Source organism: Mesorhizobium sp. Cs1299R1N3, assembly GCF_037179625.1.
In the GTDB taxonomy this organism is placed as follows: Bacteria; Pseudomonadota; Alphaproteobacteria; order Rhizobiales; family Rhizobiaceae; genus Mesorhizobium; species Mesorhizobium salmacidum.
This window is the reverse complement of sequence record NZ_JAPYKQ010000026.1, coordinates 1-25693: the sequence shown is the minus strand read 5'-3', so window position 1 is coordinate 25693 and position 25693 is coordinate 1. Positions and strand designations below refer to the sequence as shown.

General features: G+C 60.5%; 27 protein-coding genes, 1 tRNA gene and 1 pseudogene. 17 read left to right on the top strand and 12 right to left on the bottom strand.

Annotation, left to right across the window (positions count from 1 at the left end; genetic code table 11):
- The first annotated feature begins 82 nt into the window (after window positions 1-82).
- Window positions 83-877 carry a TrmH family RNA methyltransferase gene (locus O7B34_RS29835; RefSeq protein ID WP_337149357.1) on the top strand — a complete coding sequence of 265 codons (795 nt, stop codon included), beginning with the start codon at window positions 83-85 and terminating at the stop codon, window positions 875-877.
- A gap of 41 nt (window positions 878-918) precedes the next feature.
- Here the strand turns inward: O7B34_RS29835 and O7B34_RS29830 are convergent, their stop codons facing one another.
- Entirely contained in the window at window positions 919-2073 is a 1155-nt protein-coding gene (locus O7B34_RS29830) for a hypothetical protein (protein ID WP_337149356.1), read from the bottom strand.
- Window positions 2074-2228: 155 nt separating this feature from the next.
- A complete protein-coding gene (locus O7B34_RS29825; protein WP_245262388.1) occupies window positions 2229-2765 on the bottom strand; it encodes a DUF1134 domain-containing protein in 537 nt (178 codons plus the stop codon).
- 385 nt (window positions 2766-3150) lie between these two features.
- Between O7B34_RS29825 and chpT the strand changes: the two genes are divergently transcribed.
- Both chpT and O7B34_RS29815 read left to right on the top strand, forming a co-directional pair.
- On the top strand, window positions 3151-3780 hold the full coding sequence (chpT, locus tag O7B34_RS29820; RefSeq protein WP_027146387.1) for a histidine phosphotransferase ChpT: 630 nt from the start codon (window positions 3151-3153) through the stop codon (window positions 3778-3780).
- A gap of 244 nt (window positions 3781-4024) precedes the next feature.
- Window positions 4025-4393 carry a response regulator gene (locus O7B34_RS29815; protein WP_337149355.1) on the top strand — a complete coding sequence of 123 codons (369 nt, stop codon included), beginning with the start codon at window positions 4025-4027 and terminating at the stop codon, window positions 4391-4393.
- Window positions 4394-4553: 160 nt separating this feature from the next.
- On the opposite strand, the gene ctrA is transcribed toward O7B34_RS29815, so the two are convergent.
- Window positions 4554-5249: a response regulator transcription factor CtrA gene (gene ctrA, locus O7B34_RS29810; RefSeq protein WP_006203583.1), complete on the bottom strand. Its 696-nt coding sequence runs from the start codon at window positions 5247-5249 to the stop codon at window positions 4554-4556.
- Between the two features lie 451 nt (window positions 5250-5700).
- Here ctrA and O7B34_RS29805 point away from each other — a divergent pair, with 451 nt between their 5' ends.
- Window positions 5701-6078: a flagellar export protein FliJ gene (locus O7B34_RS29805; protein ID WP_027146385.1), complete on the top strand. Its 378-nt coding sequence runs from the start codon at window positions 5701-5703 to the stop codon at window positions 6076-6078.
- A 109-nt stretch (window positions 6079-6187) separates the two neighbouring features.
- Here the strand turns inward: O7B34_RS29805 and O7B34_RS29800 are convergent, their stop codons facing one another.
- A complete protein-coding gene (locus O7B34_RS29800) occupies window positions 6188-6586 on the bottom strand; it encodes a winged helix-turn-helix transcriptional regulator (RefSeq protein ID WP_140770061.1) in 399 nt (132 codons plus the stop codon).
- An 89-nt stretch (window positions 6587-6675) separates the two neighbouring features.
- Between O7B34_RS29800 and O7B34_RS29795 the strand changes: the two genes are divergently transcribed.
- A complete protein-coding gene (locus O7B34_RS29795) occupies window positions 6676-7602 on the top strand; it encodes an NADP-dependent oxidoreductase (protein ID WP_337149354.1) in 927 nt (308 codons plus the stop codon).
- 62 nt (window positions 7603-7664) lie between these two features.
- Here the strand turns inward: O7B34_RS29795 and sciP are convergent, their stop codons facing one another.
- Window positions 7665-7940 (bottom strand): CtrA inhibitor SciP, encoded by a 276-nt coding sequence (gene sciP / locus O7B34_RS29790; RefSeq protein WP_006203587.1) that lies wholly within the window; start codon window positions 7938-7940, stop codon window positions 7665-7667.
- A 287-nt stretch (window positions 7941-8227) separates the two neighbouring features.
- Here sciP and mnmA point away from each other — a divergent pair, with 287 nt between their 5' ends.
- A complete protein-coding gene (mnmA, locus tag O7B34_RS29785; RefSeq protein ID WP_337149353.1) occupies window positions 8228-9418 on the top strand; it encodes a tRNA 2-thiouridine(34) synthase MnmA in 1191 nt (396 codons plus the stop codon).
- A gap of 42 nt (window positions 9419-9460) precedes the next feature.
- On the opposite strand, the gene O7B34_RS29780 is transcribed toward mnmA, so the two are convergent.
- The gene (locus O7B34_RS29780) at window positions 9461-10426 is read right to left on the bottom strand and encodes a Gfo/Idh/MocA family protein (protein WP_337149352.1); all 966 of its coding nucleotides are present in this window, start codon (window positions 10424-10426) and stop codon (window positions 9461-9463) included.
- A gap of 239 nt (window positions 10427-10665) precedes the next feature.
- Here O7B34_RS29780 and O7B34_RS29775 point away from each other — a divergent pair.
- Window positions 10666-10742: transfer RNA gene (locus O7B34_RS29775), tRNA-Met, on the top strand.
- 438 nt (window positions 10743-11180) lie between these two features.
- On the opposite strand, the gene O7B34_RS29770 is transcribed toward O7B34_RS29775, so the two are convergent.
- A complete protein-coding gene (locus O7B34_RS29770; protein ID WP_337149351.1) occupies window positions 11181-12344 on the bottom strand; it encodes a recombinase family protein in 1164 nt (387 codons plus the stop codon).
- 444 nt (window positions 12345-12788) lie between these two features.
- On the opposite strand from O7B34_RS29770, the gene O7B34_RS29765 reads away from it, so the two are divergent.
- Window positions 12789-13217, top strand: coding sequence for a putative toxin-antitoxin system toxin component, PIN family (locus O7B34_RS29765; protein ID WP_337138443.1), 429 nt, complete (start codon window positions 12789-12791; stop codon window positions 13215-13217).
- Entirely contained in the window at window positions 13214-13465 is a 252-nt protein-coding gene (locus O7B34_RS29760; RefSeq protein WP_337138444.1) for a toxin-antitoxin system HicB family antitoxin, read from the top strand. Before O7B34_RS29765 ends, O7B34_RS29760 begins: the two co-directional genes overlap by 4 nt.
- Window positions 13466-13764: 299 nt before the next feature.
- Here O7B34_RS29760 and O7B34_RS29755 read toward each other — a convergent pair whose 3' ends face one another.
- Window positions 13765-14655, bottom strand: a complete 891-nt coding sequence (locus O7B34_RS29755; protein ID WP_337149350.1) for a hypothetical protein — start codon at window positions 14653-14655, stop codon at window positions 13765-13767.
- Between the two features lie 145 nt (window positions 14656-14800).
- Between O7B34_RS29755 and O7B34_RS29750 the strand changes: the two genes are divergently transcribed.
- Together O7B34_RS29750 and O7B34_RS29745 are read left to right on the top strand one after the other, a co-directional pair.
- The gene (locus tag O7B34_RS29750) at window positions 14801-14965 is read left to right on the top strand and encodes a hypothetical protein (protein WP_337138446.1); all 165 of its coding nucleotides are present in this window, start codon (window positions 14801-14803) and stop codon (window positions 14963-14965) included.
- A 237-nt stretch (window positions 14966-15202) separates the two neighbouring features.
- Window positions 15203-15409: a hypothetical protein gene (locus O7B34_RS29745; protein WP_337149349.1), complete on the top strand. Its 207-nt coding sequence runs from the start codon at window positions 15203-15205 to the stop codon at window positions 15407-15409.
- Between the two features lie 87 nt (window positions 15410-15496).
- Here the strand turns inward: O7B34_RS29745 and O7B34_RS29740 are convergent, their stop codons facing one another.
- Together O7B34_RS29740 and O7B34_RS29735 are read right to left on the bottom strand one after the other, a co-directional pair.
- Window positions 15497-16276: a DUF1194 domain-containing protein gene (locus O7B34_RS29740; RefSeq protein WP_337149347.1), complete on the bottom strand. Its 780-nt coding sequence runs from the start codon at window positions 16274-16276 to the stop codon at window positions 15497-15499.
- 174 nt (window positions 16277-16450) lie between these two features.
- A complete protein-coding gene (locus O7B34_RS29735; protein ID WP_337138449.1) occupies window positions 16451-17590 on the bottom strand; it encodes a helix-turn-helix transcriptional regulator in 1140 nt (379 codons plus the stop codon).
- A gap of 640 nt (window positions 17591-18230) precedes the next feature.
- Here O7B34_RS29735 and O7B34_RS29730 point away from each other — a divergent pair.
- The 6 genes and pseudogenes from O7B34_RS29730 to O7B34_RS29705 form a co-directional block, all read left to right on the top strand.
- The gene (locus tag O7B34_RS29730; RefSeq protein WP_337149346.1) at window positions 18231-19571 is read left to right on the top strand and encodes a DUF6600 domain-containing protein; all 1341 of its coding nucleotides are present in this window, start codon (window positions 18231-18233) and stop codon (window positions 19569-19571) included.
- Between the two features lie 266 nt (window positions 19572-19837).
- Window positions 19838-20062 carry a hypothetical protein gene (locus O7B34_RS29725; RefSeq protein ID WP_337138451.1) on the top strand — a complete coding sequence of 75 codons (225 nt, stop codon included), beginning with the start codon at window positions 19838-19840 and terminating at the stop codon, window positions 20060-20062.
- Window positions 20063-20160: 98 nt separating this feature from the next.
- On the top strand, window positions 20161-21228 hold the full coding sequence (locus O7B34_RS29720) for a glycosyltransferase family 2 protein (RefSeq protein WP_337139014.1): 1068 nt from the start codon (window positions 20161-20163) through the stop codon (window positions 21226-21228).
- Entirely contained in the window at window positions 21143-21895 is a 753-nt protein-coding gene (locus O7B34_RS29715; protein WP_337149345.1) for a class I SAM-dependent methyltransferase, read from the top strand. Before O7B34_RS29720 ends, O7B34_RS29715 begins: the two co-directional genes overlap by 86 nt.
- The gene (locus O7B34_RS29710) at window positions 21873-22322 is read left to right on the top strand and encodes a GtrA family protein (RefSeq protein ID WP_337149344.1); all 450 of its coding nucleotides are present in this window, start codon (window positions 21873-21875) and stop codon (window positions 22320-22322) included. The genes O7B34_RS29715 and O7B34_RS29710 overlap by 23 nt, the downstream gene beginning before the upstream one ends.
- A gap of 107 nt (window positions 22323-22429) precedes the next feature.
- A pseudogene (locus O7B34_RS29705) lies at window positions 22430-22830 on the top strand (AraC family transcriptional regulator); the annotation flags it as partial.
- Window positions 22831-22933: 103 nt separating this feature from the next.
- Here the strand turns inward: O7B34_RS29705 and O7B34_RS29700 are convergent.
- Window positions 22934-23557 carry a hypothetical protein gene (locus O7B34_RS29700; RefSeq protein ID WP_337149342.1) on the bottom strand — a complete coding sequence of 208 codons (624 nt, stop codon included), beginning with the start codon at window positions 23555-23557 and terminating at the stop codon, window positions 22934-22936.
- Complete coding sequence (locus O7B34_RS29695) at window positions 23544-24773, bottom strand: hypothetical protein (RefSeq protein WP_337138455.1); 1230 nt, start codon at window positions 24771-24773, stop codon at window positions 23544-23546. The genes O7B34_RS29700 and O7B34_RS29695 overlap by 14 nt, the downstream gene beginning before the upstream one ends.
- Between the last annotated feature and the right edge of the window lie 920 nt (window positions 24774-25693).

Sequence of the window (25693 nt, the reverse complement as noted above, 5' to 3'; positions counted from 1 at the left end):
TCCGGAGCGTGGCTCGTGTGTCTTTCCCGGCACACGAGCCACGCTCTTTATTGTTGAGCGGGACATGATTGTTGAGCGAGACATGGACCCAATTCGCATCGACGATCCACGCGACCCGCGTGTCGCTGCCTATCTCGATATCCGCGAGCGCGATCTGGCGGGCCGGCAAGGCCGCTTCGTCGCCGAAGGCAAGGTGGTGCTCGACCTGCTTTTGTCGTCGCGCCGCTTCAGCGCCGAATCCATCCTGATCCTGGAAAACAGGCTTGGCGGCCTGGAGGACATGCTGCGCAAGGCACAAGCGGACCTGCCGATCTACGTCGTCGCCGGTGCGGTGATGGACGCGATTGCCGGATTCCACATGCATCGCGGCATCCTGGCCATCGGCCGCAAGGAGACGCCGCACCCGGCCTGGTCATTGCTGGATGCCTTGCCCGCCCAAGCTCTGGTCGTCGTGCTTGTCGGCATCGCCAACCATGACAATATGGGTTCGATCTTCCGCAATGCCGCCGCTTTCGGCGCCGACGCGGTGCTGATGGACACGACATGCTGCGACCCGCTGTACCGCAAGGCGATCCGGGTTTCGGTCGGCGCCGCGCTCAAGATCCCTTTCGCGTCCTTCACCGACACGGCGGAATTCACGGCGGGTCTCGATCGGCGGGGCTATGACCAGTTCGCACTGTCACCGCGCGGCCGGATCGACATACGCCATGCACCGCGCGGCGAGCGGCTGGCGCTCTACCTCGGGACCGAGGGCGAAGGCCTGCCCGAAAGCCTGCTTTCCCGCTTGCAAACGGTGCGGATCACCATGTCGAAAGGCTTCGACAGCTTGAACGTCGCAGCCGCCTCGGCCATTGCCCTGCATCATTTCTCGCACTGACGATGATTTGAGTGCGACGAAGGCGGCCAGCCCGCACCGCGTCAGTCGGCTTCTGCTTTCTGCAAGGCGCGCACGCGGTCGGCGAGGCTGCGGTCATGGCCGGCGGAGCGGTTTTCCTGCGGTGCCGCCAGCGCCTTGGCGATCGGCGAATCGGGGCCCTCGAGCTTGGCGGTCAGATGGACGACCTCCGCAGCCAGTTCGTTCATCTGCTCACGCAGCGCGGCGCCATTGCCATTCGTCAAACCCGACGATGCCGCGGCGCCGAGGTCCGCCTTCAGGCGCTTGTTCTCACGCGCCAGCGCCGTAAGCCTGGCCTCCAGCCGCTCGCGCTCGCCGTCGAGCCTGGCAATCGCACGGTCCACATCGTCGCGCTTGCCGGCCTCGTCATGCCCCCCCGCTTCATCGGGCTTGCCGACCAGCCGCAAGGCCGATGCGCCGTCCTCGGCTTTCGCTTTTTCCCGCAACCGCGCCAACTCCTTTTCGCGCCGATCAAGCTTGTCCTCACGATCGGCGAGCGTTGCCAGCAGCCGCTCGACCTTCTTGTCGAGTTCGGCGGCCCTTCTCTTCTCGGCCTTCAGGGCATCGCGCGCGACTTTGCTTTCGGCCGCGATCTCCTGGCTGCGCCGGTCCGCTTCCTTGCGCTGGCCGCGCAGCAGCGAGATGTCGCTGGAGAGCTTCTGCAATTCGGATTCGCGAGCCACGAGCTCGATCTGGCGGCTGCTGGAGGCAAAACTGGCATCGTCATACATGTGCTCCAGCTTCTCGAGATCGAGCGCCCGCCTTTCCAGTTTTCGTTCGGTTTCCTTGAGCCGCTCCGAAAGCTGATGCAGTTCTTCTTCGCGCTGCCGCAACGCTTCGCTCTTGGCGCCGAGTTCGGCGAGCGCATGGTTCTTGTCCGTGCGCTCGACCGCCAGCCCCTTCAGCGCCTCGTGGCCGCGATTGATCTCGACGAGTTGTTCGGCCACTTTCTCGCGCAACGTCTTGACGTTGATTTCAAGTCGGCGCGTCGACATGGCGTACTCGGCCCGGATCCGGTCCTTGTCGGCTTGGATTTCAGCTCGCGTCAGCGGGATGGAGGCTTCGATGCGCCTGCGGGTCAGGGCGACGGCACGCCGCCAGACGGCCGGAGCCACCATCAGCGCCAGAAAGCCGGCACAGAGAAAGCCGAGGGCAAAGAACAGGACCGACTGAACCAAAGGACTACCCGTTATCGACGACAACTTGGAAGGCTGGACCGTGCCATCTTGGCATGGCGGAAATCCGGCACCGCGGCAAGGGCTTGCCGCGGCTCATTCGGGTCGTGGCTCGGGAATCCGGTCGAACGGTCCGCGTCTTCATCATATCGGTCAGATCAGAACGGGTTCCAGGTCGCCCGCTCGGTCAGTTTCAGGTAGCCGAGATTGACGCCGAGCCGGGCGCCGACGCCGGTACGGATCGGCACCAGCAGCACATTGTTGTTCTTCAGCACGTTGAAGCCGACACCCGCCACCACATAGGCCGAACCGGCGACGCCGCCATAGCGATTGTAGAGGTTGCCGACATCGTCGAGATTGTAGACCAGCATCATCACGCGTGACCCCTCGCCGCCGAAATCCCAGCCCAGCGACGGGCCTTGCCAGAACACTTTGTGATCGCCGGCATTCTTGGTGTAGAGCGTGCCTTCGCCATAGGTCAGGCCGCCGATCAGCGCACCGGATCCCTCCTCGCCGAGCAGATAGCCGTTAGGCAAACCGTAGGAGGCGAAAATCTTCTCCACGACCGTGGCCAACCCGCCCGACGTCGCGCCGAAGAACTTGTGGCCGGAATCGACAATCTCCTGAGCGGTGTACTCCTGGGCCCGCAAGGGCGATGTCGTGAAGACGAGAACGCCCATGAGCGTGAACGCCATTGAGAGGGCACGGAGAAAACTCCGGTCATACAATCGGGAAAACATGCTTCCAATCTCCGTCATGAAGCACTTTCGCCGACGCCTCGCATCCGTACGGCTCTTTAGGCGGCCGTTAAGGATGACTGTTAGGGGCAAACTATGCCGTAATCCTTTTTCAACCATTAAACTCCCACATGAAGATGGCGGTTCGAAGGCTGTTTGGCCGCTCAAGGGGACACGCAGCCTGCGTGAATGCGCCATATGCCATGACGACAATTTGGATTTGTTGCTGCACGCGCGGGCGCTGTGTATTCAGAAAGCCTTGGGTTGAAGCGTGATTCGCGTGGGCAGGCGCGAAGATCGATCGCTCGGCCACGAACTGGAAGATTTTGCAGGGATTTCGCCGATGGCCGAACTGTTCACCCTTTCCGCTCCCGACCTGGCGGCGCTTTTGTGCAGCCGCGTCTGCCACGACATCATCTCGCCGGTCGGCGCGATCAATAACGGGCTTGAACTGCTCGACGAAGGCGGCGCCGACGAAGACGCCATGCGGCTCATCCGCCAGAGTGCAAAGAACGCCTCGGCCCGCTTGCAGTTCGCCCGGATCGCCTTCGGCGCCGCCGGCTCGGCGGGCATGATGATCGACACCGGAGATGCCGAGGCCGTCGCCATCGCCTTCCTCAAGAACGAAAAGCCGGAATTGGTCTGGAATGGAATCCGCGCGCTGCTGCCCAAGAACAAGGTCAAGCTGCTGCTCAACCTGCTCCTGGTCGCCAATGCCGCCATTCCGCGCGGCGGCAAGCTGGTGGTGACGCTCGAAAATCTCGAAACCGAGCCGCGTTTTTCGCTTTCGGCAAGCGGGCCGATGCTGCGTGTGCCGCCGAAATTCCTCGAACTGCATTCCGGTCACAAGCCGGAGGAGCCGATCGACGCTCATTCGGTGCAGCCCTATTACACGCTGCTGTTGGCCCGCGAGGCCAACATGACAATTTCGATCCATGCAACGGCTGAAGAAATCGTCCTTTCGGTGGTCTGAAATCGGCGCGGCAGCGCGACCGAACAAAGTATTTCAATCTGAAATATTTTATTGACACGGCAATCGGGCGCGATGACCTTTGACACGCCGGCAACGTCGAAGCATCCGCAAGGAAAATTTAGCCTAACGGCATCTTTGCAAAAATTTTACCTAACGGCTTTTCGGCTTCTTTACCAGATCGGTCTAGGCTACGCCGCAGATGCCCCGCACGACCGGATTGTCCAAGGGCAAAGAGGACCCGGAAATGAAACGCTGCATGTTCGTCGACGATTCAAGCGTCATCAGGAAGGTTGCAAAACGCATCCTGGGCGGTTCCGACATGATGGTCATCGAGGCAGCCAGCGGGCTTGACGCACTGGAGATGTGCGCCGCCGACATGCCGGACATCATCGTCATCGATGGCGCCCTGCCGGACGTGCAGGCGATCGACCTCATCCGGCGCCTGCGCGCGATGGAAAGCCCGATCAGGCCGCAGATCCTGATCTCACTGGTCGAGCTCGATATCGCGGCGATCATGCGGGCCAAGCGCGCCGGCGCCCAGGGTTATCTCTTGAAGCCCTTTAATCGCCCGCAACTGCTCGAACGCTTTCGCGCCTTGAAGATCGCTGCCTGAACGGAAGCTATTTCAGGCAAACCGCGTGGCGGTCCGCCGTCTCGCGGTGCAAAAACAAATAATTATCAGTCCACAATGCAAAACCCCCGAAGGTTGCGTCCAACTTTCGGGGGTCAGTTCACATGGCCAGGTTTTTTAAGAAAAGCTCTGCCGACCGCGCTCAGGCGCTGACGCGGATGTCTTCCGGTTCGCGCAGCACGTAGCCGCGGCCCCAGACGGTCTCGATGTAGTTCTGGCCACCGGACGCGGCGTCGAGCTTCTTGCGCAGCTTGCAAATGAAGACGTCGATGATCTTCAGTTCCGGCTCGTCCATGCCGCCATAGAGGTGATTGAGGAACATTTCCTTGGTGAGGGTGGTGCCCTTGCGCAGCGAGAGCAACTCCAGCATCTGGTATTCCTTGCCGGTGAGGTGCACGCGCTGGCCACCGACCTCGACGGTCTTGGCGTCGAGATTGACGACCAGATCGCCCGTGGTGATGACCGATTGGGCGTGGCCCTTGGAGCGGCGCACGATGGCATGAATGCGCGCCACCAGTTCGTCCTTGTGGAACGGCTTGGTCATATAGTCGTCAGCGCCGAAACCGAGGCCGCGTACCTTGTCCTCGATGCCGGCCATGCCGGAGAGGATCAGGATGGGCGTCTTCACCTTGGAGAGGCGAAGCGTTCTCAAGACCTCGTAGCCGGACATGTCTGGCAGGTTGAGGTCGAGAAGGATGATGTCGTAGTCGTAGAGCTTGCCCAGATCGACACCCTCTTCGCCGAGGTCTGTCGTATAGACGTTGAAACTTTCCGATTTCAGCATCAACTCGATGCTTTGTGCGGTTGCACTGTCATCTTCTATCAGCAGAACACGCATTTCATTCCCCTTTTCTGCCGCCGGACCATTTCACGACCCGTCCTGCCCCGGAGCAGTGGTTGCCTGGTATAGAGGCTGCCATCGAATGGTTAACAAAACCTAATTTCCCGTCCAATACGGTATCAGATTTTTTAACCCCTTTCTACACCCTCTTGAATCTAATAACGAATCACAGACCAAAATTCCTAATGCGACACATTAATAACCTGGACTAAGTGACTCCAGGGACTCATCGACGCGGCTTCGCTTCGGCGGCCGGAATTTTTACCCGGCCTTAAGCCCTGACACGTATGATTAACAATGCCCGTAAACGAATGGTTACCGTCGGCAAAAAACTTTAGGGTTTTGTTTCCTATAGTGCGGGGAAAGCCGGTGGATACGGGCAGCGCTTGGGCCTTTCCAAGTGGTTTGGACGATATGTGCGGGTGTGCGTTTCCGGGAGTACCGAATCATGAAGTCACGTGAAAACCTCGTTCGGCTGAAACAGTTTCAGGTGAATGAGAAGCGTCGCCAGATGCTGCAACTCGACATGATGATCGCCGAGTTCGAGCGCATGGCCGTCGAACTGGAGCTTCAGATCACCGCCGAGGAAAAGAAAGCCGGCATCACAGATATCAATCATTTCGCCTATCCGACCTTCGCCAAGGCCGCGCGCCTGCGCCGCGACAATCTCAGGAACTCGCAAGGCGACCTCGCCCAGCAGCGAAGCGCCGCCGAATCATTACTCGGCGAAGCTGAAGCGGAGCTTTCCAAGGCTGAGATGCTGGAATCGCGCGATACCAAGATTCGCGAGGCCGAAACCGGTGGCCGCAGCGCCATGATCGGCTGAACCGGCCGACATCGGCGCTATTTGGCGCGCACAAGCGCGCACCCTGTTGGGCGACAGCCTGAATTCCGGCGCCGGCGGCCGCCGCGAGAGCGCGGGTGGCACGCAAGACCTAGGCCGCCCAGTCCACCTCGTTTCCGGCGATCGCCCTTGCGCGGGCATCCTTGATATCGGGCGCATGCTGCTCCGCCCATGATCTGATCTGGGTAAGCAGTCCCGCCAGGTTCAGGCCGAGCTCGGTCAGTTCATATTCGACGCGCGGCGGAATGACCGGATAGACCTCTCGCCGCACCAGGCCATCACGCTCCAGCACACGCAAGGTCTGGGTCAGCATCTTGGGCGTGATGCCTTCGAGCTTGCGGGCAAGCGCGCCATTGCGCTGCCGGCCGTTGCGCAGCGCGCAGACCACCAGGTAGACCCATTTGCTGGCCAGCATCTCCAAAACGGTATGCGACGGACATGTCCGCCGGAACGCGTCGTAGCCGAGGGGGGAGTCGCAATCACTATCCATGAGGTGCCTATATATCAAAAAGGTGCATACTGGACAATAGGCCCTTACTCTCCAAATGATAGTGGCGCTAATCAAGCAGGAGAGATTTCATGCGTGCCGTAACCCAGAATTCCGTTGGCGGGCCCGACGTTCTTGTCACCGCCGAATTGCCCAATCCCACGCCGAAGGCCGGCGAGGTGCTGGTCCGCGTCAAGGCGGCCGGCATCAATCCGGTCGATGGCGCGGTGCGCGCGGGCAACTATCCGCTGCTCGGCGAGCCACCCTTCATCCTTGGCTGGGATATTTCGGGGACGGTCGAGGCACTGGGCGCCGGCGTTACCAGCTTCAAGGTCGGCGACGAAGTGTTCGGCATGCCGCGCTTCCCCAAGCAGGCGGCGGCCTATGCCGAACTGGCGGCCGTGCCGGCCGATGAGATCGCGCTGAAGCCGACGCGGGCGGACCACATCCAGGCCGGCGCATTGCCGCTGGCCGGTCTCACCGCCTGGCAAGGCCTTGTCCGTCATGGCGGACTGAAATCAGGCCAGCGCGTGCTGGTGCACGCCGGAGCTGGCGGCGTTGGCCATCTGGCCGTGCAGATCGCCAAGGCGCGTGGTGCTTACGTCGTCGCCACGGCCAGCCCGGGCAAGCTCGACTTCGTACGCAAGCTCGGCGCCGATGAGGTGATCGACTACACCAAGGGTGATTTCACCAGCCAGATCAGCGACATCGACCTGGTGCTGGAGCCGGTGGGCGGCGACCATGCCGATCGCTCGCTGAAGGTGCTGAAGCCCGGCGGCGTGCTGGTATCATTGCTCAACGTCAACGACGCCACGCGCGCCGACGCCAGTTCGCGCGATATCAGGGTCGAGCGCATGTCGGTGGTGCCCGACCGAGAGGGCCTGGTTGAGCTCGCCGGGTTGATCGACGCGCAAAAGCTTGCGGTCCACGTGGCCAGGACTTTTCCGCTCGACCAGGCGGGAGCCGCCCACGCCTTTCTCGCCACCAGGCCAATCGGCAAGGTAGCGCTGACGGTCTGAGCGGCGGCACCGAAAGCAAAAGGGCGCGGCAAGCCGCGCCCTTCGATCGTGGTGAGACCGGCCTAGTGCCGGTATTGCTGGATGCGCGTGGTGCGCAGCCCGGCAAGGCCGTATTCGTCGATCGACGCTTGCCAGGACAGGAATTCCTCCGTGGTCAGCTTGTAGCGCTGGCATGCCTCTTCAAGGCTCAAAAGTCCGCCGCGCACCGCTGCAACCACTTCCGCCTTGCGCCGGATAACCCAGCGACGCGTGTTCGTCGGCGGCAGATCGGCAATCGTAAGAGGGCTGCCGTCAGGCCCGATAACGTATTTGACTCTAGGTCTAACCAGATCGGTCATCGTACTCTCTACAAAAAACTCAAAGACCCAATCCCCGCCACGTTACCGCCACAGCTTTAAAAATTGCCTAAGCAGACCCTAATGACTAGGTAAGGATCGTGAACGCCGCGTTAGTCTTTTAGCGGGCATTTGAAATATCCGGCTGGAAACCCTGTTTTAGCCGGGAGGAATGTACCCACTCACAGCGTCCGCCACGCGCCGCGGGTCGTCCTGCAAGCTGGCGCCGCATGAAAGCTTGACCTATATTCTCGACATTGGCATTTGAGCTGCCGCAGAATGAAAGCACCATGAACAGTCTCGACCTTCCCAGACGTCCCGAAGAGACCCGCATTGTCGTCGCCATGTCGGGCGGCGTCGATTCATCCGTGGTCGCCGGCCTGTTGAAGCGCGAGGGCTACGATGTCGTCGGCGTCACCTTGCAGCTCTATGATCATGGCGCGGCAACGCATCGGGCCGGATCATGCTGCGCCGGCCAGGACATCGACGATGCCCGCCGCGTCTCCGAGACGCTGGGTATTCCGCATTATGTGCTCGATTATGAGGAGCGGTTCCGCAAGGCGGTCATCGACCCCTTCGCCGAAAGCTATGTCGCCGGCGAGACGCCCATTCCTTGCGTTTCCTGCAACCAGACGGTCAAGTTCGCCGATCTCCTGGCCACGGCCAAGGATCTCGGCGCCGACGCGCTGGCCACCGGCCACTACATCCGCTCCGGGGCCAATGGCGCCCACCGCGCCCTCTACCGGCCGGTCGACGCCGACCGCGACCAGAGCTATTTCCTGTTCGCCACCACGCAGGAGCAGATCGACTACCTGCGCTTTCCGCTCGGCGGCCTGTCGAAGCCGCAGGTTCGCGCCATCGCCGAGGAGATGGGGCTGACGGTCGCCGCCAAGCAGGACAGCCAGGACATCTGCTTCGTGCCGCAGGGCAAATATTCCGACATCATAGCCAAGCTGAAGCCGGCTGCCGCCAACCCGGGCGACATCGTCCATATCGACGGCCGCGTGCTCGGCCGCCACGAGGGCATTCTGCGCTACACGATCGGCCAGCGCCGTGGCATCGGCATCGCGTCCGGCGAGCCGCTCTATGTCGTCCATCTGGACGCCGAGCGCGCCCGTGTCGTGGTCGGCCCGCGCGAGGCGCTGGAAACGCACAAGATCTATCTGCGCGACATGAACTGGCTGGGAGACGGCGCGCTCGCCGATGTTCCCGCCGGCGGCATCGAGCTGTTCGCCAAGGTGCGCTCGACCAGGCCGCCACGGCCGGCCGTGCTGCGCCACGAGGCAGGCGTGACCTCGGTCGAGCTGGCCGATGGCGAGTCGGGCATCGCGCCCGGGCAGGCCTGCGTGCTCTATTCCGACGACGGCAACGAGGCCCGCGTCTTCGGCGGCGGCTTCATCGTGCGCTCCGAGCGCGGCGCCGAAGCCGAAGCGATGCTGAGCCGGCTCGCCGCGAAGCCGGCGCAGGTTCCCGCCGAGTAGCTCTCCCTGCCCGTCGCATCAGAGGTACGACGCGGCCCTCCCTCAGGATGTGGATTTGGTGTGGGTGACGGTGCCGGCCGTCAGGATGCGCAGCACCCTGATCGCTTCCTCGCCGCTGGTGCGTGGTTCGGCGCGCGTCTCGATGCACTGGATGAAATGCTCCAGCTCGCGCGTCAGCGGCATGCCCTGGGCAACCGCGACATAGGACGGCTCATTGGTGGTGAACGCCCACTGGCCGCTGTCCTGCCACACCGCGTGGCGGTAGACGGCGAGCTTGCGCTCCCATGGCTCGACATCGTCGAACACCGCCATCGCCTTGGTGCCGACCACGGTCAGCCGCCGCTCGCGATAGGGGTTGAGCCGCGACGTGAAAAGATGGCTGCGCAGGCCATTGGGAAAGCGCATGTGCAGATGCGCGAAATCGCTGAGATTGTCGAGGAGTGCCGCCCCCTCGCCGCGCACCTCGATCGGCTCGGTGCCGGTGATGGCCAGGATCATCGACAGATCGTGCGGCGCGAGGTCCCACAGCGCATCGTTCTCGGTATGGAACTTGCCGAGCCCCAGCCGGTGCGAATGGATGTAGCGGACCTCGCCGAGCTCGCCCTTGTCGATCAAGCCTTTCAGCGTCTCGAAGGCGGGATGGAAGCGCAGGACATGGCCAACCATGTAGACGCGGCCATTGTCCTTGGCCGCCCGCACCGCGCGCTCGGCATCCGGCACCGTCAGCGCGATCGGCTTTTCCACCAGCACGTCCTTGCCGTTCTCGACGGCGCGCACGGCAAGATCGGCATGGAACTGCGGCGGCAAGGCCATGATGATGGCGTCGATGTCATCGCGGACGAACAGCTGGTCCGGCGCGATCGCCAGGCAGTCCTGTTCGCTGGCGAAACCTTCGGCGCGGGCACGATTGGTGTCGGAGACCGCGTGCAACGCGCCGAGCGCCTTGAGGGTGCGGATATGGTTGGAGCCCCAGTATCCGCAACCGAGGACTGCAATGCGCGGCTTCATATGTTTCAAACTCTAAAAACTCGTGGCCGAGACATAGCGACGTGCCCCGTCGAACTCAACCCCGGCGGCTGCAACCAGCTGTTCGCGCGGCAAAGCTTTTCTCCATCGAGAATATGCGCCGATATCGAATGCATCGAAGCTTGACAGGCTCGCCCTCCCAACCTTATATCCGCGCGACCTTGGCGAACGCCTCGAAATGCCTTTCGATTTAAGGCGGATTTCGGGCCTGTCGCCGCCCTGGCGGGGTAGCTCAGTTGGTTAGAGCACGGGAATCATAATCCTGGGGTCGGGGGTTCAAGTCCCTCTCCCGCTACCATCAATGCAGCGTTAGGCGCTGTTCCTGGTTTACGATTTGGCAGGTTGAGAAGCTCCGCGAGCGCACCGCGGACTTTCAGCTCAACCTGTCCCCTACCCTCCGTCGGAATGATATCGATCCCCGTGACCAGCGAGCGGATGATCCTCGCCGCGTCGTGGCGCTCGCGCTCATCGGATTGCAAGGCGTCCTGGAGCTCGCATACCTGCCGACGGTAAACCGTCACCGCTGCCGGATGAAACTCCACAACGCTTTCACCGGCCGCCATCGCCCGAAGCTCTCGGGCTAGATTCTCCTTTTCGCGTTCGAGGTCCAGCAGCTTCGACTTCATGCTGGTCGTCGCGACACCGTCAGCGATGGCATCGACGATGTTAGTGATCTGCCGGTCGATGCCGGCATGCCGCCTTTCGGCTTCCCTGTGCCGTTCGCGGTTCATGGCGTTCAGTCGCTTATGCTCCGCACGATATTCAGCAAGGAAACCCGCAATGGCATCTGGGGCCAGCAAGCGCCGCTGGATGCCAGCAAGCGCCGCTGGATGCCAGCGAGCACACGCTTCTCAAGCTCGCCAACACGGATCGTCCTGTTGTTGGTACAAGTGCCTTTCTCACGGTGCGCGGCACAAGCAAGCTGGTCTCCGTTCTTCACCGTATAAGAAGCGCCACAGTGGCCGCACCGGACAAGCCCAGAGAACATGTGCTTCGGCCGTCGACGGTGATGGAGCTTCATGCCTCCATAAAGCTTCTTGCGTGCTTGCACCGCGTCCCACAGCTCATCGTCAATTATACGCAGATGCGGCACTTCAACGACCTGCCAGGTTTCCGGCGGATTCGGCCGCGAGATGCGCTTGCCAGTCTCGGGATCCTTGCGCATTTGGATACGATTGAAGACGAGCAGCCCGATATAGGCTTCGTTGTACAGAAAGCCGCTTCTCCGTTTGAGATTGCCATTGATGGTCGAGGCGCCCCACGCACCACCAAAGGGTGACGGGATACCTTCCTTGTTGAGGCCTGCAGCTATCGTGCGTGCCGATTGCCCAGCCGCGAACTCCCGAAAAATCCTACGCACGACGTCGGCTTGCATCTCATCGGTCTCACGCAGGCCGCGGATCGGTTCGCCGCGTTCATCGAGCTTTTTGACCACGCGATAGCCGTAGGAGAGGCCGCCGGCGTTGTAGCCGTTCAATATGCGGCCGCTTTGGCCCCGCCTGATTTTGGCGGCAAGATCGCGCAGGAACAACGCGTTCATCGTTCCTTTGAGGCCCACGTGCAGCTCGTCTACGGCGCCCTCGGAGAGAGTGACGATTCGGACACCAGCAAAGCGTAGCCGCTTGAAGAGGCCGGCTACGTCCTCCTGGTCGCGTGATAGGCGATCGAGTGCCTCAGTTAGAACGATCTCGAATTGCCCGCTTTGAGCATTGGCGAGAAGCCGCTGGATGTCTGGTCGACGGATGATGCTTGAGCCGGATATGGCGGCGTCGGCATAGGTCCCAACGACAGTCCACTTCTCCCTGGCCGCGAGTTCTCGGCAAAGCCGCAGCTGATCCTCGATAGAGGCTTCGCGCTGGTTGTCGGATGAGTAACGAGCGTACAGCGCGACACGGGTCATGGACCGCTCCTCTGCCTCTGTTTGCTAATCTCCGCCGCCGTCACCATCCTCCCCTTCTGACGATGCTTTCTCAAGAGGGTGAGCTTTGTTGTCGTTGGCCGGCGGCAATTCCCCGAAATGCTCCCGAGCAATCCGCCGACCCAACAAACGGGCGATCGACAGGACGGCTCGTTCAGCCATGTCTCGTGCCGACATGTCGGCCGTGTAATCATAGCCTGCGCTGTCGTTCCCAGGTCTGGCCTCATCCACCATGTTATGCCCGCTCTTCCGCGAAGATCGCGGGCATTGAGCGGCGTGATGATCATCAAGACAAGTAAGTTTTCCGCGCTGTCGTAGTGTGGCGTGCAAATACTTGAGCACTGCGATTTGGAATTCCGAAGCCAGGCCAGATTACCAAAAGCTCGATCGTCTTGCAATATCGCGCGCGATATCCAATATGGCTGCATGAGACTGCTTCTCGATACGGCGATCATGGTGGCGGCGATCCGAAGTGACGCTGGCGCCTCACGCCAACTGTTGGTGGCAGCTTTGGAGCGCCGGCTGACGCTCATCGCTTCGGTGCCGTTGATGATCGAATACGAGGCGGTCATGACAAGGCCCGAGCACCTTGAGGCTTCCGCCTTGTCGGCTGAGGACGTGAACGTGTTGCTGGATGCCGTGGCGGCCGTCGCCGAGCCGGTTCGCCTTGTCTTCCTTTGGCGACCCGCCGTTCGCGACCCGGACGACGACATGGTGCTGGAAGCTGCGGTAAACGGACGGGCGGAGGCTATAGTGACGTTCAACCTGCGCGACTTCGGCAAGGTGGCCGAGCGCTTCGGTATCATAGTCCTGTCGCCGGGTGAGGCGCTAAGACGATTGGAGAGAAAGACATGAGGAGAAGCAATTTCGCGCTGCGGCTTCAGCTCTCGCTTCTCGATGAGGCCCGCAAGGTGGCGGAGAGCGAAGGCGTGCCGCTTAACCAGTTTATTAACGTGGCAGTCGCTGAGAAGCTTTCGGCGCTGCGCACGGAAAGCTACTTTCAGGAACGCGCTGCCCGTGCCGACATACCCAAGGCGCTGGACATCCTGAAGCGGGCCGGCAAAGGGAAGGCGTCGATCAAGGGCGACGAATTGCCGGAGTAGCACACCGCCGGATCGCTCGTGCCGGAGCCTTGCCTGCGTCCGAAGCGTGCGCCGGGCCGAAAACTGCCCGCAGGCAGTTGCCTTGGCGGACATAGTCTCCCTTATTGGGACGGGCATGGACGAGCTTTCCCTGACGCTGCTTGCGATTCGGAATCGGGCGAACTCGCCTGAAGATCGGTGAATACCCGAAATCAGAATCGAAACTCCTCTGTCTGCCCGTCGCAATGCGCCGAGAAAGCGCGCCACGCGATTGTAGTCGCGGTGTCTTTCCCCACAGGGCTTGCGCTGCCGCTGGGGCTTCAGCAGGGTCCCTTTTTCAAGGCGGTGTCACAGTTGGAGGCGTCCGGTGCTGGCAACTCCCTACCGGTCGAAGGGCGACGGGAGGCAGATGCTTCGCTGCGAGTCGAGGGGCTCGGCTGAAGCCGGAATTTGGGTTGGAAGCATCTTGATAGCTCGCCTCCATCTTCGTCCTTCAGGCGCGGAAACAGCAGCCAGCCCGCCGCTTGCGGAGCTTGGGACGCCGCTCGCCGGGAAAGAACTGTTCCGGCATCCTCTGCTCGGCAATGCGCACCATATCGCTGAGCGCCGAGCGGATTTGCGGCCAGGGGAATTCGGAGCAATCCTCCCAGGCCTCGCCCTCGCGCAACACGGCATCGAGCTTGCCCGCCACGCCCGGCGAGGGTCGTGGCGGGGGTAGTTGAGAGCGCTTCCAAAAGTTCTCCCGCCCGCTCGCCAGCCTCGCGCTCGGCTCTGAGCGCGGCGGTGTAACCGGTCTCCTCGGCAGCAGCATCCCAGCGTGTCTGATGCGCCGTGAAATCAGCCTCGGCTGTCTCGCGCAGAGCCGTCATATCCGGTCCTTTGCCAAGCACTTCATTGAGCGCCCTGATGGAGTGAACCATCACGTCCTCACCCTCGGGCAGGCGGACGGTCGCACAAGGAAAACCGACGATCTCGACGAGCTTCGTCTCCAGGCGCTGCTGCCTGCGGCAAAGCCGCTCCGTCAGCTTGCAGGCTGTCTGCCATTCCCGCCAAAGTGTTAGCGCTGGGTCGGGCGGCGCACTCGTGGCAACAGCGTTGCCGGCGAGCGCACTTTTCTCAAGCACCAATGCGGTGGATGTGATCATCCCTCCCGCAAGCAGTCGCCTGCGGGTGACGAAAGGCAAAGTCATGGTATTGTCGGAATCAGCCATGATCCGAGCTCCAATCAGCTTGGTTGTAGTCAGGCTGGCTGGAGTGTTGACGCATTCTAGCCAGCCGCTGCACGTTCAATGCATGTTCATTGCACGTGCATATCAATGTGCCCTTTGAAATCAAATATCGAGCCGTAGAGCGAAAATGACAAAAAAGCCGTTCACCACTCGCCTTGATCCGCCGGTGTTGGCGTTGGCTCAACAGCTTGCTGAAACAGAACGGCGCTCGATCACCTCGGTCATAGAACTCGCATTGATCGAGTACGCCGAGCGGCGCGGAATCAAGGTAAGCGCGACGGAAGGCGAATAGACAGACGAATTGACGGACGCCGCGAAGGGATGTGGCCTACCGCAGTCGATTTTGAGCGAGGCGCCCGCTCCAAGATTAGAATAATACGCAACGCAGCGGTTCCCAATGCATCAGATCCTGTCGGTATTGAGTTCATCCCAGAGAATGGGGCGGGCATGGCGTGCGTCTGGAACGCAAATGACCTAGCAACAAACAGGCAAATTTGACCCGCTTGGTCATCGGAGAGTTCACGACCGAATGGCAGCAATGCGCCTGGTTCCGGCCGTTGAGGTGATCCGCTGGCGCTGGCTGAAAGCAGACATGTTGGCGACATACTGGAGGTTGCGGTTGCGCCAACATCAGGCGTTGCCTACGCTGTTTGCTTTCGAAGCGGACCACCCTCCGGCGTACAAAAACACGAGTGACAAGCGAGCAAATTCTGGAGCCAAACGCGCCGAGCTGTGACTCAGACAGGGGAGCTTCGGCCGGCCCAGAACGTCGTGATCGTCTCTCCCAGATGCCGATCGGTAAACTGTCGAGGACGGCTGTGGGCTACCGTGGGATGGTTCCGATAATGGAGCAGTCGAACACCGGGCTGCCTGCCAAATAGGAGGCGAGCCTGGGTCGCGAGGCAAGGCCAGCGATCTCCCGAACCAGTTTTTGCCGAATTGCGACTTCGAACAGATTGAGGTCGTCAATCCCGATCACGAAAGCGTCTGGGCCACCGATGACGCAATGCTCGTAATAAAGATTGAGATAGCGCGCGCCATAGGATTGAAAGGCATTGGAACCACCGCGCCGCAGCGACACGGGCAGGCCGTTGATAGTGATGCCGGAGCCGGTCAGTCTGTCCCGTATCGGTGCGACCGGCAGGCCGGCATTGTTGGGACCATCACCCGAAATATCGATCACCCGGCGCGCGGCTACGGTACGGATCTGTGAAAACAGGTCGCCCGCCGACAGAATAGCGCCCGAAATGGAGGTCCCTGGTTGCGCGCTAATAGGCTCGATCGCCAAGGCGTCGGCGAACTGTCTTGCGTCTGCGTAGCTACCGATAATCGTCCAGGGCAGGAGAACGCGATGATAGTTCGGCCCAGCCCATTCGAGATACGAAACCGCGATCATACCACGAGCGCCCAATCCTATGGCTCTCGCGAGGTCCGCGTGCCGAAATGCATTGACGTAACCGTCGCGCTGAACCCGTTGCTCCGACAGGCTCATCGAGGATGAGACGTCCACGGCAAGGACCAGCTCAAGGTCAACGCCGAGTGTTCCGGGTTCGGCCCCCGCCGATGGTGAGCAGGGATAGCTGGCAATCAGCGCCAGTGCCATGAGGTACGATCTTGCTGGCCGCCGCATCTTGGGCGGGACGGGTCGAATTTTCCGGCCAAACGATTTTGCCAACCGCACTACCCCCGGCGCCACAGGCGCGATCTCGCGATCCGATGGGGAAGTATGCGTTGGCTAGCGTCTGCGCGCTTCACCCGATGGGGTGAGGAACGCCATTCAGGGTCGTGAAGGCGTTCGCAAGCGCGAAAGTAGCGCCGTGAGCTCGGCCTGGCGATGCGTTCCCGTTTTGGCGAGGATCGCCCGGAGTTGAGTTCGCGCCGTTTCGCGGCCAATCGCCAATCGGGCGCTCGCCGCATCGATACCATCGCCCGAACTCAGGCTTGAGGCCAGTCGCGCTTCGGCCGCCGTGAGTTGAAATGTTTGACCGAGCAACCGTTCCGATGGCGCCCGTTCCCTCACAAGGTCGGTGAAGCAAAGCAGAAAGTCGCCGCCATTGAAAAGGTCGCGCACGAATGAAGTCATCGGCACGAGCTCGGCTAGAAGCCAGAACGATCCGTCGCGGGCGATGACTTCAGGATCAGCCAGTAACGGCCCGTCCAGTGCGCTTGAGACGGCAGCCCCGATCATCCGCTGCAGACGGGTATCGCTCTCCCGATCGGCTGCGTGGATGCGGCCATGGCGGATCACAAGGCCGGAACCGAACAAAGCATCCGCATGCTCGTTGCAACGCACCAGGCAGCCACGGTGATCAAGCAGCGCAGCGCCAAAATTGAATTGGTCGAGGACGGCCAGAGTCGGGCCTAGCGAAATCTCCCAGATCTTCTCGGCCAGGCTGATGATCCGCCTCAGGTCCGGCGCCACGCGCAAGAAATGGTCGGACTCCGACAAATCAAAGGCCCCGCTGCGGGCATCGCGGAACATCGACAGGAACCACCTGTGTTTCTTCACCACAAAGTAGACGGCTGCCCACCACTCACGGTGCCCAGGGAGAGCTATTTCCTGATAGTAGGGGAGAAACCTTCTCTCCTCGGGGGTGGTGAGTTCGTCCTCGACGGTGAAGCAGGTTGCGGGTTTCGCCAGCAGGCTCAACCTCTCGCAACGGGGATCGGGAGCACCTTCGATGTTGTTGAGCCAGAGCGCCGAAAATTCAGCATGTTCCGTCGAATCCGGCGTCTGTGTGGTCCGCTTGCGCTGGTCGCTCCGGAAAGGATGGGTGTCGTCACAGGCGCGGATAACACAACTCGTCGCACCCAGGGCATCGGCAAGCTTTTGAAGCGCGTCCGGCCACCGCCCGAATTCGAAAGCGGCGTCGTAGCAATTCTCGATCGCGAACGCGATTGCCCGATTGGCAGCCATATACGGATCTACCCAGGTGATGCATGGGCTAGGACACGCTTTCAAAGTACCACGGATCCGGCAAACCATGAACCCCGGTCGGATCTTCAGGGTCGTAATGGCCAGCTATTTCGGGACGCGCCGTCTAATCAGCACAATGTTAAGACCGATTGTCGCCTGCAAAGCTTGGCTCTTGACGCGAACCGGTCAATCTTGGGCGCGGAAAATCGGCGGGTTTGCGCTCATCTAAGCCACTCGCGAGCGCCTGCGGTCTCCCTGAAACCAGCCATTCGTTCATCCAACCCAGCGCAACAATGCCTAGCCAGATGGAATTGCCTGCGCGGTGGCACAAGAGGCACAGCGCGACGCTGGGTTTCGTAGTTGAGTGCAAGAAACACCTCCCAACCTCGCGGGATGACTCTATGGCATGCTCAACCCAGGCGACCGTGATGGCCGGTGCGCAAAGCGCTTCCCGTTCCATTGCGTCTTCGGCACGCATCTGTGACGGCGGTGATGACCAGGTTCACCGCCTCAATTGATTGCCAGTATCATTGTGCGACGCCAAGCCGTTGTGTGAGGGATGCGGGCAACGTTAGCAAGGTGGAACAATCCGACAGCCGGCGAGTTTCTAAGTTGAAGGGCGCCTGTTTCGGAGGAAGTTATGAAACGCGTCCTTGCCCAAAATGCGGTCCGACTGATGCTGGGCGGCGTAACCGCCTGTCTGCTCACGGTCGTCGAGATTCCCAACCCGATTATGCCATTGTCGCTTGTGTCCGAGGCGATGGCTGCCACCCAGGTTTCGATCAGCACATTCTACGAAGACCTGTCTTCCCATGGTGATTGGGTTTCGTACCACGGCGCGTCCGTTTTCGTGCCGGTTGATGTACCTGACGATTGGCGTCCGTATACCGTTGGACACTGGGCCTATACCGATCAGTATGGCTGGCTGTGGGTATCCGACGAGCCATTCGGCTGGGCGACGTACCATTACGGCCGGTGGGGCTATGCCGACGATATCGGCTGGTACTGGGTTCCGGGCACTCGTTGGGCGCCAGCATGGGTGAGTTGGCGTCGTGACAGGGAGCACATGATTTGGGCTCCGCTGCCGCCGCGCCGCGATCCGGATTTGATCTCAATCGAGGTGACCTTCGACACGACGCCTGATTATTACTGGGTTGTGGTCCCCACCCGCGAATTCCTTGCTGCCGACATTTCTACCGTCGTTATCCGTGATGAGCCGGAGTTTGTGCGCATCGTCGAGGCGGCCGAGCCGGCCGGCGACGTGACGATCCAGAACAATGTGGTGATCAACAAAATCATTAATGTCGATGTGATCGAAAAAGAGACGAACCAGAAGGTGACTACCGTCAAGGTTAGCAAGACCGACGCGCTCGAGCAGTCCGGCAAACTGGAAAACAATACGGTCGCTGTCTTTGAAGGTGAGGTGAAAGCCGACCCTAAGGCCAAACCAGCCAAGCTCAAAGACACTGACGAGGTAAAGCAGGTTCAGGCTAGCCGGAAATCGAAGCCGACCGAAGGCGCTGCAACGACCGAGCAGGCTAAGCCCGAAGGCACCACCAAGCCTGAGAAGCCAAAGGTCGGCGAGCAGCCGGCCACCGAGCAACAGCAGGCCGAGCCCGGCAAAACGGCCAAGCCTGAGAAGCCGAAGGCCAAGGAGCAGCCGGCCACCGAGCAGCAGCAGGCCGAGCCGGAGCAAGCGGCCAAGCCTGAGAAGCCGAAGGGCAAGAAGCAGCCCGCCGCCGAGCCGCAGCAGGCCGAGCCGGAACAGGCGGCCAAGCCTGAGAAGCCGAAGGCCAAGAAGCAGCCCGCCGCCGAGCCGCAGCAGGCCGAGCCCGAGCAGGCGGCCAAGCCTGAGAAGCCGAAGGCCAAGAAGCAGCCCGCCGCCGAGCCGCAGCAGGCCGAGCCCGAGCAGGCGGCCAAGCCCAAGCCACAGAAGCAAAAAAACAAGGCGTGCGATCCGCAGACTGACGCGAACTGCTAGCTGTGCGCGGCACCGCGATTATTCCATCGCGGTGCCGCTGAACGGCAATGCGCGAAAAACTGCGAACCCTCGCCACTTTCCTTCGCTGCTGCCTGCTCTCTCTATACCGGCTGGAAGCGCGGAACGCCCGTCAACGAACACAGGGTAGACATGCAACCCCAAGAGGGTGAAACGTCACCTCGCCCGAGGCTATTTCGAAAGGCCTGACATCTGCCGAGACAAACCTAGGATGGGTAACAGACAGAGGTCGTTATCCAGAAACTGCCATGAGCACCCGCGGTGCCGACTTTCTATACAAATGGATTTCCGAACATATGCCGGAAGGGCCAACCGACGAGCCGGGCCGGCTTGTGACCGATATGGCAGACCAGGCCCTGCGGGCCGCCGCCGTCGAAGGCATCCCAATTCAGGAGATCGATGAAGAGATCGGTAGCGTTTATGAAGCGATCATTCATGCCGTTGAACATCGCGACGGCGGTCTCGCGGGTTAAAGATCTTGTGGTTGCCTCAGGCGGTTCGGCAATATCTAAATTTCCTAAATTAGCTATGCCTTATGGAACTTTGGTGCGGCCCTTTCATTTTCATCCGCATGCGAGCCTCTGTGATCCAAAGCGTCGGGACGGGAGTGAACGCGTCGCCGCGCTACTCGCTGGTCCTGCCGATATATAATGAAGAACAAGTGCTGCCGCGACTGATCGAACGGATCAGGTCACTGATCAGTCGGCTGGACGGAGAGACCGAGGCGATTTTTGTCGATGACGGTAGTCATGACGGCAGCGTCAAATACCTTCGGCGGGTGGTCACCGCCGAACCTCGCTTCCGGCTTATCGAGCTTTCCCGCAATTTCGGACACCAGATTGCGATCACGGCTGGCATGGATGCTGCTGCGGGGGATGCCGTCATCGTCATGGATGCAGACCTGCAAGATCCACCGGAGGTCGTTCTTGATCTCGTAGCAAAGTGGAAGGAAGGTTTCGAGATCGTCTATGCCCGCCGTGTCAAGCGAGAGGGCGAATCCAGGTTCAAGCGGCTTAGCGCCGATCTTTTCTACCGTTTCCTGGAAAAGATGACGCCGGTCAACATCCCGCGCAACGTCGGGGACTTCCGCCTGGTCGGCCGCCATGCGCTGGATGTTTTCAGACACATGCCTGAACATGATCGCTTCGTCAGGGGCATGTTCGGCTGGATGGGATTCAAGCAAGCGGCGGTGCAATTCGAACGCCCCCCGAGGACCATCGGCCAGACCAAATACCCTTTCTGGAAGATGATGCACCTTGCCGTCCACGCCGTTGTCGGCTTCTCGGAAAAGCCGCTCCACTTTGCGCTTTGGGGCGGATCGGCCATTTCCGCACTTGCGCTGACCTTTGGCGCTTATGCCGTGTTCGCCTGGATTTTTGGAACCGGCGTCATTGCCGGCTGGACGTCCACCGTGGTGATCGTATCGTTCCTGTGTGGCATCAATCTTTTCATGACCGGCGTGGTCGGCCTCTATGTCGGTAGCATCCACGCCGAGGTGAAACGCCGCCCTCTTTACGTGATCAATCGGCTTACCGGCTTCGACGAGCCGGTGCGTGCCATCGCTGATGGGCGCCGGAGATCATTTCGCAAGCCCAAGAACGGAGTCGCTCCCAGTGTCCGAACTCTTCGACAGCTATAGATCCAGTTATGCAGAGACGATCGATGGGTCGATCCGCTTTTCGGGACTCAAGCATGATTTCTTTTTGGTCGCAAAGGCCGACCTGCTGCGGCGCCTAGTCGCCGAGCGAGGACTTCGTCGCCGGGGAGCCATGGTGCGGGCGCTTGATGTCGGCTGCGGTGTCGGTTCGCTCCATCCTTATCTAGAGGGCGCTTTCGAGCGCCTGGATGGCTGCGACGTCTCGCAAGGGTCGATCCAGCGCGCCAGCGAGGACAATCCGGGCGTCGTCTATAGAACATGCACCACGACAAGCCTGCCTTATGACGACTGCGTGTTCGACTTGGCTTTTGCCAGTTGTGTTGTTCATCATGTTTCGCCCGCATCCTGGCTCGATTTTTTTCGCGAGATGCGACGCGTCGTGCGGCAAGGCGGCGTCGCCTGCATCATCGAGCACAATCCCTATAATCCGCTGACGCGTCTGGCGGTGGTCCGGTGTCCGTTCGACCAAGACGCGGTCCTGCTCAACGCGGTCACAGCAGCGGCCCTCTTTCGCCAAGCAGGCTTTAGGGAGGTTCGATCCGAGCACTTCCTGCTGCTCCCGTCGGCCGGCGGGTTCGCCAGAAAGGTTGAACGTGCCCTGGCGCTGCTGCCGCTTGGAGCCCAGTATGCGTGTAGCGGGCTTGTCTGAGCATCGGTCTGCCGGCGCCGCCGCCCTAAAGCTTCTGGCGCGCTTCGGCCTGGTCGGCATCGTCGCCACAATCCTGTATGCCGCCTTGGCAGCCGCCTTTGTCAAATCGGAACAGTTCGGCTTCAGCCCCGTCCGAGCGTCCCTTGCAGCTTACGCAGCCGCGGCGTTGTTTTCCTATCTCGCGCACAGGTCAGTAACCTTCATATCGCGCGGGTCGCATAGATCAGAGGCTCCGCGTTTTCTCTTGCTGGCGGCGATCGGCTTGGCTATCGCCTATGGCGCGCCGGCGCTTTTGACGGCGAAGCTGGGCCTGCCGCTCATCTTTCCCATCATGATTACCTGCTTGCTCGTGCCCGCGATCAATTTCGTCGTGCTCGACCGATGGGTCTTTGCAGAACACATTCCCGATCAGTCCGGCGATGGCTGATGGGTGATCCGCCAGAAAGATTTGTACTAAAGCAGTTCACCGTTTCGCGGAAACGATGAACTGCTCCAAAGCCGCTTGCTGAATCACGGCTTCCAACGCAAGGAACGATCCGTGATGTGCCACCTACGCCGGTGGTGATCATCGAGCATCGCGGGGACCGGTGACGCTCGAAGACACCTTCAAGCGGTTCAGGGCCTGGCGCAAAGCGAATGGTTTGTCGCCGCAGACAAGCCCTACTTTCATTGATCTTCCGTTCCGAAAGGGAGCCCTGCGTCCCGGACCGATCAGCCGATCGAGGCGAACGACGCGCAAATGAAAGCTGGCGTGACCCCGGCGGACGCTGCGCAGTGCTGCAATGATCTCGAGCCGCCGCGCTCTACCTTGTCGCGATTGGCTGCCGGCCAGCGGCGAGGAGGCACGCGACTTCCCGAACTATTGCCAACGCTGGCTGTCCTCCATCCGGGAGGTACAGGCACATGAGATAATCACGGAACTGTTGTGCTGCTGAAATAGGGCAACTCCAGAAAATTGTGAAGGGGCGTTTCCGTCCGGAATTGCGTCAAATCAAAGAGTTAGAGCACTTCATCGCTTCCGCAAAACGGCGAAGTGCTCTAGCCGGCGTCCAGCCGAAACGATACCAATTTAATGGCGCGTTTGTAGATCTTGCTGGCGGCCGGGCTTGGCGGAATCCCGTCGCGATAATCGAAAGTCACTTCGAGTACCTTTGCGCTGGCAAACGCTGCGTGCGGGATTGCGAACGAGATCGTCGTCGGGTCTTTGCTCGACAGTGTTACCTCGTGTACCCGAACTCCGTTCACCGAGATCATTACCCTTTGAGTGGTCTGTGGTGGACGAATGACGGCGGACATTTGTAGCGTTGCCGTTAGCCCGTCGCGAAGCGAAGGTATTTTCAGTCTTAACCGAGAGGTCTCGCCCAGCGAATGGGTTCCGTCGGCTACCGGGCCCGACCAACCGCAGACCATCATGCCGACTGCTTGTTTGGCGCCGTCGGACCGAAACGATACCGTCTGGCTAGGAGTGTAGCTGCCAACCGCATCGCGATTGAGGCAGGTCGTCGTGCGATCGATGTAATAGGCCCGATAATCGGCGTTGACATCTGGATTGAGAGCGAGTGCGAGGATGATGATCTCGGACACGGCCAGAACCAACGCCAGCGCGTAGCCGCCAGTCGAGGCAGCACGGCCATAGGGTGACAGGCTGTCAGACCAGGGCAAGATAGCCTCCAATCCACGCCAAAGTCATGAAATAACATGCGCTCAGGAAAAGAGCCAAAATCACGAGATAAGTCAGCTTCGATACCGACAGCAGCTCGGCAATCAACATCATCAGCGGCGCAAGCCCAATGACGTATCTAACCATGGAAGCCAGGTTGGTGATCAACGGCAGGATGATGCTGCTCGCACAGAAGAGCGCAGCGCCATATCGCCTGCGAGCCGCCAGAACGACCGATAGGGTCAGCCCTATGATCGCTGCGAGCGCGCTCCATTGCGGCGCCGTGGGCAGCCATCCTTTTGTCGGCACAGCAGCGAGACCGTCCCATAGAAAAAGGAGCGGATCGCCAGCAACCCGCCCAAACGCGCGCTGGACGTGCATGAACGCAAACCCGTCCCCGACAGTGAGATACAAAAAGAGCATGTAAGCAAACAAGCCGGCGGGCGAGATGAAGATAGCTACGAGCATATCCGGACGACCAAGCACCCATCGCGGGAAAGACACCGCCGACCCGCCCTGCTGGCGGTGCTGCTCGAACATTTGGATGACGATTGCAAACACAGCAAGGACCCCGACCAGCCTCGTTGCCGACAGCAAAGCGCATGAAACGCCAGCGGCCAGGTAGTTGGATCGCTTGAGTGCCAAAAAGACGCACGACGTCAGGAGCACGAATAGAGGTTCGGTAAGGAACGTGGTGAAGTGGAAGGAGAACGGGCCGCTAAGCAGGAATGCGCAATACAGTATATAAGCGCGCATGTTCTTCTCCAGAAGTGGCCATGCCACAATGCAGGCGGCGTAGCTGCATGCAATCGAGGTGATCGTCGCGATCAGAATCGTGGAAAAAGGGAAAGCAAACCTAAGAGTCGTCACGAGCATGGGATACAATGGAAAGAAGCCCCAGCGTCCGACGTTGCTTTGGCCTGGAATGGGAAAACGCTCGTAGCCGTGTTCGGAAATGTCCACATACCACGCGCAGTCCCACCTGCAGAGCGCACGCGCATAAGCTTCGAAGCCTGGTATGGCCGAGACTGATTGGAATGCAGCATACCGAATGACAAGCCCGCTGATCATGAACAGGAGCGGAACCGCAGCGGCGATGACCCAAAGACGACCGCCAGCGTTGGCGCGGGCCATGTCTCCAAGCGCCAGTTGTGTCTCCACAGGTGATGGCGCCACACTCTGCGATGGCGAGCCTGGGTCGATGGCGCTGCCAGCCATAAAATCGGTCCATCGAAAGCGTCAAGTTCGTCAGCCAGACTTGAAGCCCCCGTCTGCGACTTGATGTTAAGGATCAACGATGCCGCGCCGCTTCGGTTCCTTCTGCAGCAGGAAGTCGTTGGGTCAGGTCGACCGATCACACCAGCCGAACAAGGGAGCGAGATTTCACGCTTCAACGGCATCTTTTCCTCACAACGGGCGGCCTTCTTCATCGACATGCATGGCTCAGTGGGCCGGCCGCTGGGTACCCCCTCCGATGACGGCCGCCTTGAAAGCGATCTCCATCCGCCAAGCCTTTTGGCGCTAAAGCGGATGCTCTCTGGTGGCTAGTTGCGCTATAGCAACTGACGGAGGCATCGTGGCGCGTCCGGAACGAAAGCTTGTGGCGGTTTTGGCAGCGGACGTAGCTGGCTACTCGCGTTTGATGCGGGCCGAGGAGGCCGGGACTCTCTTCCATCTATAAGCACTGCGCGCCGAAGTAATCGATCCAAAGATCGCGCAATTCAAGGGTCGGCTGGTCGGCACCGCGGGCGACAGTCTGTTGATCGAGTTTCCCAGCGCCGTCGATGCGTTGCAGTTCGCGGTTGAGACGCAAGGAAGACCGGCGCACAATCGCGTTCAATCCTAACTACGCGGATGCCGATCGCCCCTGGCCCCCAAACAAGAGTAAGGGTGCCCCGAGGGGCGTGAGAAGCAAGCCTTGGTCGCGCAAGAGCGATTCCTTGCACTCGGAAGGTCCCAGTCCTGACTGGACACCGCCGCCAATTGACCGGTATCGTCAATATGCTCATCAAGCTAGAGCGGTTCACGAGTTGATGGAATCGAAGGGATTCCGGATCAGTCGGTTTTGTGATTCAAGATGCTGGCTGGAATGGAGGCCAGCATCTGATGACTCGACCTCTTTCCAATGATCTTCGCGA

Bases quoted from the DNA above. Each gene is read 5' to 3' on its own strand.
- O7B34_RS29800 (WP_140770061.1), bottom strand. From the start codon at position 6,586: ATGGATAGTGATTGCGACTCCCCCCTCGGCTACGACGCGTTCCGGCGG.
- sciP (WP_006203587.1), bottom strand. From the start codon at position 7,940: ATGACCGATCTGGTTAGACCTAGAGTCAAATACGTTATCGGGCCTGAC.
- O7B34_RS29795 (WP_337149354.1), top strand. From the start codon at position 6,676: ATGCGTGCCGTAACCCAGAATTCCGTTGGCGGGCCCGACGTTCTTGTC.
- O7B34_RS29805 (WP_027146385.1), top strand. From the start codon at position 5,701: ATGAAGTCACGTGAAAACCTCGTTCGGCTGAAACAGTTTCAGGTGAAT.
- O7B34_RS29780 (WP_337149352.1), bottom strand. From the start codon at position 10,426: ATGAAGCCGCGCATTGCAGTCCTCGGTTGCGGATACTGGGGCTCCAAC.
- O7B34_RS29765 (WP_337138443.1), top strand. From the start codon at position 12,789: ATGAGACTGCTTCTCGATACGGCGATCATGGTGGCGGCGATCCGAAGT.
- O7B34_RS29725 (WP_337138451.1), top strand. From the start codon at position 19,838: ATGAGCACCCGCGGTGCCGACTTTCTATACAAATGGATTTCCGAACAT.
- O7B34_RS29760 (WP_337138444.1), top strand. From the start codon at position 13,214: ATGAGGAGAAGCAATTTCGCGCTGCGGCTTCAGCTCTCGCTTCTCGAT.
- O7B34_RS29815 (WP_337149355.1), top strand. From the start codon at position 4,025: ATGAAACGCTGCATGTTCGTCGACGATTCAAGCGTCATCAGGAAGGTT.
- O7B34_RS29745 (WP_337149349.1), top strand. From the start codon at position 15,203: ATGGCAGCAATGCGCCTGGTTCCGGCCGTTGAGGTGATCCGCTGGCGC.
- O7B34_RS29695 (WP_337138455.1), bottom strand. From the start codon at position 24,773: ATGGCTGGCAGCGCCATCGACCCAGGCTCGCCATCGCAGAGTGTGGCG.
- O7B34_RS29730 (WP_337149346.1), top strand. From the start codon at position 18,231: ATGAAACGCGTCCTTGCCCAAAATGCGGTCCGACTGATGCTGGGCGGC.
- O7B34_RS29710 (WP_337149344.1), top strand. From the start codon at position 21,873: ATGCGTGTAGCGGGCTTGTCTGAGCATCGGTCTGCCGGCGCCGCCGCC.
- O7B34_RS29720 (WP_337139014.1), top strand. From the start codon at position 20,161: ATGCGAGCCTCTGTGATCCAAAGCGTCGGGACGGGAGTGAACGCGTCG.
- ctrA (WP_006203583.1), bottom strand. From the start codon at position 5,249: ATGCGTGTTCTGCTGATAGAAGATGACAGTGCAACCGCACAAAGCATC.
- O7B34_RS29770 (WP_337149351.1), bottom strand. From the start codon at position 12,344: ATGACCCGTGTCGCGCTGTACGCTCGTTACTCATCCGACAACCAGCGC.
- O7B34_RS29835 (WP_337149357.1), top strand. From the start codon at position 83: ATGGACCCAATTCGCATCGACGATCCACGCGACCCGCGTGTCGCTGCC.
- O7B34_RS29750 (WP_337138446.1), top strand. From the start codon at position 14,801: ATGACAAAAAAGCCGTTCACCACTCGCCTTGATCCGCCGGTGTTGGCG.
- O7B34_RS29735 (WP_337138449.1), bottom strand. From the start codon at position 17,590: ATGGCTGCCAATCGGGCAATCGCGTTCGCGATCGAGAATTGCTACGAC.
- chpT (WP_027146387.1), top strand. From the start codon at position 3,151: ATGGCCGAACTGTTCACCCTTTCCGCTCCCGACCTGGCGGCGCTTTTG.
- O7B34_RS29825 (WP_245262388.1), bottom strand. From the start codon at position 2,765: ATGGCGTTCACGCTCATGGGCGTTCTCGTCTTCACGACATCGCCCTTG.
- mnmA (WP_337149353.1), top strand. From the start codon at position 8,228: ATGAACAGTCTCGACCTTCCCAGACGTCCCGAAGAGACCCGCATTGTC.
- O7B34_RS29740 (WP_337149347.1), bottom strand. From the start codon at position 16,276: ATGGCACTGGCGCTGATTGCCAGCTATCCCTGCTCACCATCGGCGGGG.
- O7B34_RS29755 (WP_337149350.1), bottom strand. From the start codon at position 14,655: ATGGCTGATTCCGACAATACCATGACTTTGCCTTTCGTCACCCGCAGG.